Source organism: Acinetobacter sp. UBA5934 (assembly GCF_002430855.1).
Lineage (GTDB): Bacteria > Pseudomonadota > Gammaproteobacteria > Pseudomonadales > Moraxellaceae > Acinetobacter.
Map to the genome: position 1 here is coordinate 1 of NZ_DJDC01000196.1, position 12880 is coordinate 12880.

The following is a 12880-nucleotide window of genomic DNA, read 5'->3' on the forward strand; positions in this document are numbered from 1 at the left end:
AGGCAATTACGTAACTGAAATTAATGTTACCAGTCCAACCTGTATCCGTGAAATTGATGACCAGTTTGGAACATCAATTGCTGATGATTTATTTAATGTTCTGGAAGCAGGTTTAACGGCCTAAGTCTTATTTTTATAAATCAGAGCTTCAGAATTGGAGCTCTTTTTTCTTATTTTATTGGTTTTTTAGGTGGCTTTTATTAGCGGTAAACAGGCTGAAATTTATTGGCTAATGAAAAAAAACAGGTCGCAAAACTGCATAAAAAATGCATATTTTTGCTCGATTATTAATAAAACTAGTTTAAACTTTAAAATCAGAAGAAAAAAACAATGAAACGCATGTTGAAAAAAAGTAAATAACCTTTCACGGTTATGCGTTTGTGATTACAATTGTTGGCTTAAAATCAAATTTCGTTATCCCTATTTTAGAATTGAAGAATTAGACTGTGACCCAAGCAACGCAAACAAAGCCGAAACATGTGATGATGATGGCTGCCGGAACTGGCGGGCATGTTTTTCCAGCACTTGCTGTTGCCAAGGAATTACAGCAGCAAGGGATTGAAGTGTCTTGGCTGGCCACGCCAACAGGCATGGAAAACCGCTTATTAAAAAATCACGATATTCCAATTTACCAGATTGATATTCAAGGTGTGCGTGGAAACGGTGCTATACCTAAGTTATTGGCACCGTTTAAAATTTTAAAAGCCACCTTAAGCGCGATGCGCTATATGAAACAGCTTAAAGTCGATGCTGTGGCCGGTTTTGGCGGTTATGTGGCGGGTCCTGGCGGTTTGGCGGCTCGTGCCTTGGGTATTCCCGTGATTATTCACGAGCAAAATGCCATTGCTGGTTTTACTAACACACAGTTGTCACGTATTGCTAAAAAAGTGTGTCAGGCATTTCCCCATACTTTTGCTGAAAGTGCAAAAATTGTGACCACAGGCAATCCGGTTCGTAAAGAAATTACCGAAATTTTAAGTCCGTCCTGGCGTTATCAAGAACGTGAAAAAGCGGGTTTGCCGCTACGTATATTGATTGTAGGCGGTTCACTCGGTGCGCAAGCATTGAATGAGCGTGTTCCCGAAGCTTTAAAACAGCTGAATGTACCGTTGAATGTGTATCATCAATGTGGTCAAAATCATGCCGATGCAACCCAAGCGCGCTATGCAGATAAACCGGCGTCCTTAGAGGTTGAAGTACAGCCTTTTATTGAAGATATGGCCAAAGCCTATTCTGATGCAGACTTGATTATTTGTCGTGCCGGTGCTTTAACCGTCACTGAAATTGCAACCGCAGGGGTGGCAGCGGTTTTTGTACCATTGCCAAGTGCAGTCGATGATCACCAGACGGCGAATGCCAAATTTTTAGCTAATAGTGGTGCTGCAAAAATTTGTCCACAAAGCACCTTAACACCAGACAGTTTAAAAGAACTTTTAGCCCCGTTGATGAATCGCCAATTGTTGTCTGAAATGGCAGTCAAGGCACGTCAACAGGCTCAACCAGATGCAACCCGACACGTGGTTCGTTTAATTCAAGAATTGTAAATTAGAGTTATATATGTCTCCATCTACTCCTGCTGATCAAGCAAAAAAATTAATCAAAGTGCCTGAAATGCGCCGTATCAAACACATTCATTTTGTGGGGATCGGCGGTGCAGGGATGTGTGGCATCGCAGAAGTATTGAAGAACCAAGGCTATCAAGTGTCTGGTTCAGACATCAAAGCATCTAAAACGACTGCGCAACTTGAAGAAAATGGCATCAAGGTTTATATCGGCCATGCGGCAGAAAATATTAAAGATGCCAATGTACTGGTGGTTTCAACCGCGATTGATCCGGAAAATCCGGAAATCAAGACTGCCATCGAAAGCCGTATTCCAGTGGTTCGCCGTGCAGAAATGCTGGGTGAGTTGATGCGTTACCGTCATGGTATTGCCGTTGCCGGTACCCATGGTAAAACCACCACGACAAGTTTAGTGACTTGTATGCTGGCGGAAGAAAATCTTGATCCAACTTATGTGATCGGTGGCTTACTGAACCGTACCGGCGTGAATGCCGCACTGGGTGCGAGCCGTTATATCGTGGCTGAAGCGGATGAATCGGATGCATCATTCTTGCACTTGCAGCCTATGGCCACCATTGTGACCAACATCGATGCGGATCATATGGATACTTATGGCGGTAGCTTTGATGTCCTGAAAGATACTTTTGTCCAGTTCCTGCAAAAACTTCCATTCTACGGCTTGGCTGTGGTCTGCGGTGATGATGCCAACATCCGTGAAATCATGCCGCGTATTGGCCGTCCACTTTTAACCTACGGTTTTAATGAAGACAATGACATTCGTGCTGTCGATGTGGATCAGGACGGTATGCGTACTCACTTTACCGTGCTGCGTAAAAACCGTGAACCGCTTCGTGTGACCGTCAACCAGCCGGGTCTGCACAATGTATTGAATGCTTTGGCAGCAATTGGTATTGCAACCGATGAAGGCGTTTCAGATGGCGCGATCTGCCGAGCATTAGAAGGCTTTAGCGGTGTAGGCCGTCGCTTCCAGGTACAAGGCGAATTTGAGGTTGATGGTGGCAACGTGAAACTGGTTGATGACTATGGTCACCATCCTAAGGAAGTTGAAGCGACCATTAAAGCTGCGCGTCAAAGCCATCCGGACCGTCGTCTGGTGATGATGTTCCAGCCGCACCGCTTTAGCCGTACCCGCGACTGTTTTGATGACTTCGTCGATGTATTGTCACAAGTGGACCAATTGTTATTGCTAGAAGTGTATCCTGCAGGCGAAAAACCGATTGTTGGGGCAGATAGCCGTAGCCTGGCGCGTAGCATCCGTTTACGCGGCGATGTCGAGCCGATTTTGATTGATCCTGTAGAAGGCAATTTACAAAATGCGGTGCAAAAAGTATTGCAAGCAAATGACTTGTTATTAACGCAAGGCGCAGGTAATGTGGGTGCTATCTCGATTGAGCTTGCACAAAATAAATTGTATTTAAAATAATCACTTTTTGTGATTTTGAATGTGATCGTTCAGTTATAAAGTTTAAGGATATAAACGTGGCAAATGCTTCAAAATTCGGCAAAGTTGCCGTATTGCTTGGTGGGAAATCAGCTGAGCGCGAGGTTTCTCTAGATAGTGGTAAAGCTGTGCTTGAAGCATTGGTACGCTCGGGGGTGAATGCCGAAGCTTTTGACCCGCAAGAGCGTAGTGTGACTGAACTGGTCAACTATGACCGTGCCTTTATTGTGTTGCATGGTCGCGGTGGTGAAGATGGTCAAATTCAAGGCACATTGGAATGGTTGAATCTGCCTTATACCGGTACCGGTGTGCAAGGTTCGGCTATTGGTATGGACAAGGTGAAAACCAAGCAGGTATGGCAAGGTTCAGAACTGCCAACCGCACCTTACCGTATTGTGACCAAAGATTCCGATCTTGATCCGATTGTGGAGAGCATTGGTCTGCCGTTTATTATCAAACCGGTACATGAAGGTTCAAGTATTGGCATGAGCAAAGTTGAACGTAAAGAAGACTTTGCCGCTGCGATTGCCAAAGCGACTGAACACGATGCTGTGGTGATGGCAGAAAAATGGATTACCGGTCGTGAATTTACCATTGTGATTTTAAATGGTGAGGCTTTGCCGATCATTCGTCTGGAACCGCCAAAAGACGTGGCATTCTACGATTATGAAGCCAAATACAACCGCAATGATGTGCAGTACGGTATTCCTTGTGGTTTAACTGAAGAAGAAGAAAAGCGTCTGCAAGCTTTATGTTTACGTGCTTTCCAGGCCGTAGGTGCAAGCGGTTGGGGTCGTATTGATGCCATGCAGGATGAACAGGGTAACTTCTGGTTATTGGAAGTAAATACTGTTCCAGGCATGACAAGTCATTCTCTAGTACCAAAAGCTGCCCAAGCTGTTGGTTATAGTTTTGATGAATTGTGTGTGGCTATTTTAGAACAAACTTTAACGGCTGCGGCTCACTAAACTATGGCTCAACTCCCTGCTTCAATGCGTCGTAAACGAGCAGCAATTACCTCCATCCATGATAAGCCACCTACACGTAAGGAAAAGCTTACGAATCTGGGTGGCTGGCTATTGATGCTGGTAGCACTTGCCGTATTGGCTGTGGGAGTATATGGTCTGTATGGTGTCATGACGGATGCTCAGGTGGCCAAACTGAGTGTGATAGGTACACGTTCAGAGGCTGAAAATCGCCAGGTCATGACCCATGTTGCACCCAAGGTGACAGAAAATTATTTTACCTCTGATCTGGAACAAATCCGGGATCAGGCTTTAGAGTTGTCTTGGGTAGATCGCGTGGTGGTCTCACGTGCATGGCCGAATTCAATTCGTGTGCGAGTGATGCCTCGTCATGCCATTGCCCGCTGGGGAACCGGACGGCTGTTGAGTGACAGTGGCGATATTTTTGCAGAAGTGGTGCCACAAAATAACCAGAAATTACCTTTGCTGCATGGTCCCGCTTCTCAGTCAAAAATGATGATGCGTCGCTACAATGAAATTAATCAGTTATTCCTGCCGGTCAACATTCGTTTAAAAGAATTATATTTAACAGAACGTATGACCTGGTTCATGCAGTTTGATTCAGGTTTGCGCATTATTGTCGATCAGGATCAAACCATGGGTAAACTTCAACGCTTGAGTCATCTGGCACAAAGTGATTTAAAACCGGTTTGGGCTAAAATTTCGTCAGTGGATTTGCGTTATAGAAATGGATTGGCCATACAATGGAAGAATGCAGCACCCCAAAATATTGTAAATGGTCATTTTGTTGTAACGATTGATGACACAAGCATTGCAGATGCAAGAATGGTAAAGCCATAATTGGGCGGCTTTATATAAAATAGAGGCTTAAGGCCATAAATTAACTAAACACGTAATGGTAGTAGTAGATAATGAATGAAGCTGTTCCCTCGGTTGTTGCGATTGACATTGGGACACACAAAGTTTCAGTTTTGATTGGTAAGGTACATGCGCCAGACAATATCCAAGTGATTGGAATGGCAACCGCTCGTAACCGAGGCATGAATAAAGGGAAAATTGTAAGTCTCGACAAGGTCATCACGGCAATTAAAAATGCCGTACAAGAAGCAGAAGATATGGCTGAATGTCGGGTGCATTCCGCTTGGGTTTCAATCCCAAGCGCAGAATTAAAAAGCTTTTATGCCTCAGGCCGTACACCGATTGAAAATAGCGACCACACAATTACAACAAGCGAAGTGGTTCGTGCGCTCGAGTTGGCCAAAGCCAGTCATTTGACGTCAGACCATTATCTGGTGAGTGCTGTACCTTTAGGTTTTGAATTGGACGATTCTGCGGAATGGGTGCAAAATCCGATTCGCATGTCTGCACATAGCATGGTGGGGCATTATCAGCTAATGATGTTGCCAATCAGTACCATGCAGAATCTGGATCGTGCCCTGAAAGGGGCCAATATTGGCGTTGAGAAAATGGTGGTTTCCTGTTTGGCGACTGCCGAAGCCAGTTTGTTGAAAGATGAAAAAGAATATGGTGTATGCTTGGTCGATATTGGTGCCGGTACTACCAATATTGCTGTCTATCTAGATGGTCGCCTGGCATTGACGCATACTTTGCAGCGCGGTGGTGAACATGTTACCCGTGATATTGCTGCGGTATTGCAAACCACAACTGAAGAAGCTGAACGGCTGAAGTTGTTATATGGCTGTGTTGACCTGAAAGTGGTCAAACCTGACCATATGATTCAATTCCAGGGGATTGATGGTCCACAAACCATCAGCCGTATTGAACTGGCAGAAATCATTATTGCGCGTTATGAAGAAATTCTGACCCAGGTTCATCAAGAGTTACAGCGTAATGGCGCCATCCATGGTTTGTATCATGGCGTAGTTCTGACCGGTGATGCCAGTCAAATTGAAGGCATGGTGAATTTGGCACGTCATATGTTGGGTGTATCAGCGCATTTAGGTAATCCGCCAGTACAGGTACATGCTGATGAACAGAATCAGGCGGCTTTACGTCGTTCACAATATACGACTGCTGCCGGTTTGTTGATGTTTAGCCAAAGTGATACGCAAGATACGATTGTAGAAACGACAGATCCCGAAAAACTGACGGTTTTCAAGCGGGTTGGTCGGGCATGGTCAGCATTAAACAATCAGTTAAAATCGATATTTTAAGTGAAATTTATTGGGAATATTGTAAGGAAGTTGTACGTCTAACGGCTTGCACTTGACAAGCGTCTAGTTGGGCAGCATCCTAAACTCAATTTTTATTAAGATCAAGGCAGTATACGGGCTTAAGTGACTGCCAATTACGAATTAGGAAATCCAAAGGTCATGGCCTCATTTGAATTTTTAGAAGATGATCAAAACGATAGCAACGGTCAAGCCCGTTTCACTGTATTTGGTGTTGGTGGTGCTGGTGGTAATGCTGTGCAACACATGCTTGAATCCGACATTCAAGGGGTAAAATTTGTTTGTGCCAATACGGACAAACAGGCTTTAGACCGCATGAACGCTCAATTCAAAATCCAGTTAGGTGAACAAAGCACACGTGGTTTGGGTGCTGGTGCAAATCCGCAAGTGGGTCAAACTGCTGCTGAAGAAAGCCGTGAGTTGATTCGCCAACATCTGGAAGGTACCGACATGGTGTTTGTTACTGCCGGTATGGGTGGTGGTACAGGTACCGGTGCTGCGCCAGTTGTTGCTGAAATTGCCAAAGAAATGGGCATTTTAACCGTCGGTGTGGTGACTACACCCTTTAACTTTGAAGGTAAGCGTCGCCAGCAATCTGCTGAAAAAGGCATTGAAGCTTTGGAAGCGCATGTTGATTCTTTAATCATTATTCCTAACCAGCGTTTGCTTAAAGTATTCCGCGATATTTCAATGAAAGACGCGTATAAAAAAGCCGATGACGTATTGCTCAATGCGGTACGTAGTATCTTTGATCTTGTGGTTCGTCCAGGTCATATCAACCTTGACTTCGCCGATTTGAAAACTGCCATGAGTACGCGTGGTTATGCCATGATGGGTGTGGGTTCAGGTCGTGGTGAAACCCGTGCGCGTCAAGCTGCTGAACAGGCTATCCGTAGTCCACTGCTCGATAACGTAACGATTATGAATGCCAAAGGCATTTTGATTAACGTGACTGGCGGTGATGATGTGACCTTCGGTGAAATTGAAGAAATTACCGATGTAGTTAACCAGATTGTCGATTTAGATGAAGGTCAGGTGTTCTACGGTACGGTATTTGATCCAGATGCACGTGATGAATTGAGCGTAACGGTGATTGCGACAGGTTTGACCCGTAATTCAGCAGATTCAGCAGAGACGGTGAAACGTCCATCAGTACAGTCTGCAACACGTCCTTCTAATCATGTGGCGCATGCGGTGGTTGAAGATGATGATGTGCCCGCCATTCAGCGTCAGCAAAATGAGGCGGCAGCCACACCATCTCCAGCAGTGGGTTCAGCACGTCCAACGCCAATGAGCATTCAAGATTACTTGAAAAATCAGCAACGTAAATAAAGAAAAATCTATGCAATCTGCATAAATTCAACAGAAAAGGTAGTCTTGCGGCTACCTTTTTATTTTTTATCAATGGCTAAATATGCTAACGTATAGCGGTTTGATGAGCAGATGATAGAAAAACATGTTGAAACAACGTACCCTACAGCGTGTCGTGAAAGCGAGCGGTATTGGTCTTCATAGTGGGCAAAAAGTCTTAATTAACTTTGTGCCGCACCATGTGGATGGGGGAATTGTATTTCGACGTATCGATTTAGATCCGCCGGTGGATATTCCAGCAGATGCACTGCTGATTCAAGAAGCCTTCATGTGTTCTAATCTGGTTCAGGAAAATGCCAAGGTAGGTACCATTGAGCATGTCATGAGTGCCATTGCAGGTCTGGGAATTGATAATCTGATTATTGAAGTTTCGGCTTCAGAAGTTCCAATCATGGATGGCAGTGCAGGTCCATTTATTTACTTGCTGATGCAAGGTGGATTACAAGAACAAAATGCAGCGAAAAAATTTATAAAAATTTTAAAACCTGTAGAAGCATTGATTGATGATAAACGTGCAGTATTTCATCCTCATGACGGCTTTCAACTCAACTTTACGATTGATTTTGATCATCCCGCATTTAAAAAAGAATATCAGTCTGCAACCATCGACTTTTCTACCGAAACTTTTGTCTACGAAGTCAGTGAAGCACGGACTTTCGGTTTTATGAAAGATCTGGATTATTTAAAAGCCAATAATCTGGCCTTAGGTGCCAGTCTGGAAAATGCCATTGGGGTGGATGAAACCGGTGTAGTTAATGAAGAAGGACTTCGCTTCTCGGATGAATTTGTGCGTCACAAAATTCTGGATGCGGTAGGGGATTTATATCTCTTAGGACACCAGATTATTGCCAAATTTGACGGTTATAAGTCCGGTCATGCCTTAAATAATCAATTATTACGCAATGTTAAAAGTGATCCTGCTAATTACGAAATTGTAACATTTGATGACATTAATCAATGTCCAATTTCTTATGTCAGTGTGACATAAGTCATTGTCTTTTAATGCAAGCGTTATAATGTAACAAAAGGGACTGTTAAACAGTTCACATATTTTTTTTCTTAATTCAATGGTATGCCTGTATTGGTTACTTTTTATTGCTTGCCAAACGTAGCATAGCTTGGCTAAGCTTAGAGTCGCTTACAAAGTCAGCAGCACCGCGAAGTAAGTCTTGAGTATCTGGACTAAGGGATCTGGACAGAGATTGGGGTTTTATTGGGGTTTGTGTTTGAATTCTTAAACGTACTTGCATTTTTTGCAGGTCTTTAAATTCAGGCAATTGCGACAATTGAGTAATATATTGCTTTTGAAGATATGCAAGTTGACTAATCATGGCTTGATTTGCACCTGTTATCGTCAAAATGCCATGTTGATAACAAACAACTTGCCATTGCTCCGGTTGGGGCAATATCGGTTGAATGAGTTTTGTGAGTTTCTGCCATGCAGCAACTTGTGTAGAGAGAAACGTAAAGTTTCCTGTTTTTAAGTGTTTTCTTGTTTGTTGAAAGACGTTCACTGGTTCCGACATACATTGTTCCTACATATTTATGTCTTAATCTTACGCACTTCTTTTAGTAGATATCAAGGAAGAGATCACGCAAGGACATTGATTAAGAACAGTCAAAAGAGGTTTTTATGCACACGCGACGTATTTTATTAGCGTTTTCATTGGCAGCTTCTGCCGCATCTGTAGCTTTTGCAGATTTAGTCGAATTAAATCCTAACTCTAACAATGCATCGGTAGATCGCATTGAACAATTAACCCGTACTTTAGCTCAAGGGTCTTATGCAGAATCAAATGATATTGATATTCCTGCTGAAACCCGAATGAACGTTCAATTACGTAAAAAAACCACTGAATTAAACAACGAATCTTTAGCAAAAAAATACGGTTCAGCAAGCTCAAAAACTTATTCTGGCAATGCCTACTCTTGGTTGGTGTCTCATCCTCTTCCAGAGATGAAACGTGTAAGCTCAAACTATGGTGGCCGTACTATGGGCGGTCGTGCTGAAAACCATTCTGGTTTAGACTTATCTGCACCAAGTGGTACACCTATTTATGCAACTGGCCCGGGTGTAGTCACCAAATCAGGTTGGGGTACAGGTTATGGTCAATACGTGGAAATTAATCACGGTAATGGTTATTTAACCCGTTACGCACATGCGTCCCGTTTGATTGCTCGTGTTGGCGATCGCGTCGATGCCGGTGAACATATTGCCAATGTCGGTTGTACAGGTCGTTGTACTGGTCCACACCTACATTATGAAGTGGTTAAAGACGGACAACGCAAAAATCCTTCAACTTATCTAGCAATGTTGCCATACGCCTTAAAATAGTCTGTGTTGATTTCGTTAAAGAATGGAAACCTATATCTTTATAGATTTCACATATAATACTATCATTCCCCAGAATACTTATTGTATAAAAAACCGCCTTTATTGGCGGTTTTTTGTTTTATTGTGTAAGTATTAGTCAACGAGTATTTATTATCTAAATAATAGTGGTATTTCGTATTCAGCTGTAGCAATAACTGATGGCTCCTAAAGTATGGTACATATAGAGACTATAAATAAGCTCAAGGAATAGGTGAAATATGGCGTTTTATGGTGATACCGATGCGCAAGAAACCCAAGAATGGCAAGACGCGTTTGACTCGGTTTTGCAGCACATGGGTACGGAGCGAGCTGCCTTTTTATTAGAAAAGCTCTATCAGCGCGCGATTGCCAAGCATGTTCCTATTCAGCGTTTAAATACTCCTTATCTCAATACCATTTCAGTGGATGAAACACCGGCGATGCCAGGTGACCAAGATATGGAACGCCGTATCCGTGCACTGATTCGCTGGAATGCTTTGGCGATGGTATTACGTGCCAATAAAACCGGTGACGATCTGGGTGGCCACTTGGCAAGTTTTGCATCTTCTGCAACCCTATATGATGTTGGTTTTAACCACTTCTTCCGTGCTAATAGCGATCACTTTGGTGGCGACATGATTTATTACCAAGGACATTGTGCCCCTGGTATTTATGCACGTTCATTCCTGGAAGGTCGTTTGACTGAAGAGCAACTGAATAATTTCCGCCGTGAAGTAGGTGGTAATGGTTTGCCAAGTTACCCGCATCCGTACTTGATGCCGGATTATTGGCAATTCCCGACCGTATCGATGGGTCTGGGTCCGATCATGTCGATTTATCAGGCGCATATTCAAAAATACCTGATGAACCGCAGCCTGATTAAAGAAGAAGACCGTAAAGTCTGGGCTTACCTCGGCGATGGTGAGATGGATGAGCCAGAAAGTACAGGTGCGATTTCACTTGCTGGCCGTGAAAAGCTGGATAACCTGATATGGGTGGTGAACTGTAACTTACAACGTCTGGATGGTCCGGTACGTGGTAACGGTAAAATCATTCAGGAACTTGAATCTTTATTCCGTGGTGCCGGCTGGCGCGTGATTAAAGTCGTATGGGGTCGTCATTGGGATCCATTACTGGCCAAAGATGAATCAGGCGCATTAAAAGCCGTGATGGAAGAAGCGGTGGATGGTGATTATCAACGTTACCAAGTAAAAGGCGGTGCATATACGCGTGCACACTTTTTTGGTAAATACCCAGAAGCTGAAGAACTTGTTAAAGGTTTAAGCGATGAAGATATTGATAATCTGAACCGCGGTGGTCACGATCCATACAAAGTTTATGCTGCCTATGCTGAAGCGATGAAATCGACAGGTCAGCCAACCGTAATTTTAGCGAAAACAGTTAAAGGTTATGGTCTGTCTGAAGAAATTGAAGCGGTGAATAAAACCCACCAAATCAAGAAAATGCAGCTTGAATCACTCAAGTATGTACGTAACCGTTTCAACCTGCCATTTACCGATGAGCAGCTTGAGGAAGTGCCATTCTACCGTCCAAGTGAAAACTCGCCTGAAATTAAATACATGAAGGCGCGTCGTGAAGCATTGGGTGGTTATCTGCCTGCACGTCGTAAAGAAAGTGAAGTTTTGGCAATTCCAGAACTTTCAGTGTTTGATGCTGTATTAAAAGGCTCAAATGGCAAACAACAATCGACTACTATGGTCATGGTCCGCTTAATTTCAGCGTTGCTGAAAGAAAAAGCAATTAAAGACCGCGTGGTTCCGATCGTACCGGATGAAGCACGTACCTTTGGTTTAGAAGGCATGTTCCGTCAGTTGGGTATTTATGCTGCACATGGCCAGAAATATACTCCTGAAGACCAAGAACAGCTGATGAACTATCGTGAAGCTAAAGATGGTCACATGTTGCAGGAAGGGATTAACGAAGCCGGTGCGATGAGTGCATGGGCAGCCTTGGCGACCAGTTATTCAACCAATAACCTGCCAATGATTCCAATGTACATGTACTACTCAATGTTCGGTTTCCAGCGTATTGGTGACATTGCATGGGCCGCGGGTGATGCGCAGGCACAAGGTTTCTTGCTCGGTGCAACTGCAGGCCGTACCACATTGAACGGTGAGGGTTTGCAGCATCAGGACGGTCATTCGCACATCCTTGCCAACACCATTCCAAACTGTGTCTCTTATGATCCATGTTTCGGTTATGAACTTGCGGTGATCGTCCATGATGGCTTGCAACGCATGTATGTCAATCAGGAACGCGTGTTCTATTATCTGACGGTAATGAACGAAAATTATGAGCATCCTGAAATGCCACAAGGCGTGGAAGAAGGCATCAAGCGCGGTATGTATCTGCTTGAACAGGATGATAAAGCCACTGTTCAACTGATGGGTTCAGGCGTGATTCTTCGTGAAGTGATTAAAGCGGCGAAAATCTTGCGTGATGAATACCAGATTCACGCGAATGTATGGAGCGTGACCAGCTTCAACGAGTTGGCACGTGATGGTATGGCATGTGAAGAATACAACCGCCTGCATCCATTGACCGAAGAAGCGAAGGAATCTTGGGTATCTCAACAATTGCGTGAAACTGACGGTATTGTGGTTTCTGCAACCGATCATATGCGTGCATACAGTGAACAGATTCGTGCCTATCTTCCGGACAACCGTCCATTCGTAGCCTTAGGTACTGATGGCTATGGTCGTTCAGATACACGTGGCAATTTGCGTAGTTACTTCGGTGTAGATGCAGCGCACATTGTCGTGGCAACCTTGAAGAAACTGGCCGATGAAGGCGAAGTGGATGCACGTTTAGTCAAAGACGCGATTTCAAGCTTTGAGCTAGATACTGATCGTCCTGTCGCTTGGGCACCTCAAGCACATCCAGAGGTTCAAGCAGTTGCCGACTATAAAGAACAATCAGGTGAGGAGAACTAA

General features: G+C 43.9%; 10 protein-coding genes and 1 pseudogene. 10 read left to right on the forward strand and 1 reads right to left on the reverse strand.

Going from position 1 to position 12880, the window contains the following annotated elements:
* The 8 genes and pseudogenes from B2Y23_RS14630 to lpxC form a co-directional block, all read left to right on the forward strand.
* A pseudogene (locus tag B2Y23_RS14630) lies at positions 1 to 124 on the forward strand (glutathione synthase); the annotation flags it as partial.
* A 322-nt stretch (positions 125 to 446) separates the two neighbouring features.
* Positions 447 to 1544, forward strand: coding sequence for an undecaprenyldiphospho-muramoylpentapeptide beta-N-acetylglucosaminyltransferase (murG, locus tag B2Y23_RS14635; protein WP_291371607.1), 1098 nt, complete (start codon positions 447 to 449; stop codon positions 1542 to 1544).
* 13 nt (positions 1545 to 1557) lie between these two features.
* Positions 1558 to 3006, forward strand: a complete 1449-nt coding sequence (gene murC / locus B2Y23_RS14640) for a UDP-N-acetylmuramate--L-alanine ligase (RefSeq protein WP_291354178.1) — start codon at positions 1558 to 1560, stop codon at positions 3004 to 3006.
* A gap of 56 nt (positions 3007 to 3062) precedes the next feature.
* Positions 3063 to 3992, forward strand: a complete 930-nt coding sequence (locus B2Y23_RS14645; RefSeq protein WP_291354177.1) for a D-alanine--D-alanine ligase — start codon at positions 3063 to 3065, stop codon at positions 3990 to 3992.
* 3 nt (positions 3993 to 3995) lie between these two features.
* The gene (locus tag B2Y23_RS14650) at positions 3996 to 4850 is read left to right on the forward strand and encodes a cell division protein FtsQ/DivIB (protein ID WP_291354176.1); all 855 of its coding nucleotides are present in this window, start codon (positions 3996 to 3998) and stop codon (positions 4848 to 4850) included.
* A gap of 71 nt (positions 4851 to 4921) precedes the next feature.
* Positions 4922 to 6184: a cell division protein FtsA gene (gene ftsA / locus B2Y23_RS14655; RefSeq protein ID WP_291354175.1), complete on the forward strand. Its 1263-nt coding sequence runs from the start codon at positions 4922 to 4924 to the stop codon at positions 6182 to 6184.
* 159 nt (positions 6185 to 6343) lie between these two features.
* Positions 6344 to 7534: a cell division protein FtsZ gene (gene ftsZ, locus B2Y23_RS14660; RefSeq protein WP_291354174.1), complete on the forward strand. Its 1191-nt coding sequence runs from the start codon at positions 6344 to 6346 to the stop codon at positions 7532 to 7534.
* 124 nt (positions 7535 to 7658) lie between these two features.
* Positions 7659 to 8561 carry a UDP-3-O-acyl-N-acetylglucosamine deacetylase gene (gene lpxC, locus B2Y23_RS14665; RefSeq protein ID WP_291354173.1) on the forward strand — a complete coding sequence of 301 codons (903 nt, stop codon included), beginning with the start codon at positions 7659 to 7661 and terminating at the stop codon, positions 8559 to 8561.
* 97 nt (positions 8562 to 8658) lie between these two features.
* Here lpxC and B2Y23_RS14670 read toward each other — a convergent pair whose 3' ends face one another.
* Complete coding sequence (locus B2Y23_RS14670; RefSeq protein WP_291354172.1) at positions 8659 to 9099, reverse strand: DUF721 domain-containing protein; 441 nt, start codon at positions 9097 to 9099, stop codon at positions 8659 to 8661.
* A 107-nt stretch (positions 9100 to 9206) separates the two neighbouring features.
* Between B2Y23_RS14670 and B2Y23_RS14675 the strand changes: the two genes are divergently transcribed.
* Positions 9207 to 9908 (forward strand): M23 family metallopeptidase, encoded by a 702-nt coding sequence (locus tag B2Y23_RS14675; RefSeq protein ID WP_291354171.1) that lies wholly within the window; start codon positions 9207 to 9209, stop codon positions 9906 to 9908.
* 257 nt (positions 9909 to 10165) lie between these two features.
* The gene (gene aceE, locus B2Y23_RS14680) at positions 10166 to 12880 is read left to right on the forward strand and encodes a pyruvate dehydrogenase (acetyl-transferring), homodimeric type (protein ID WP_291354170.1); all 2715 of its coding nucleotides are present in this window, start codon (positions 10166 to 10168) and stop codon (positions 12878 to 12880) included.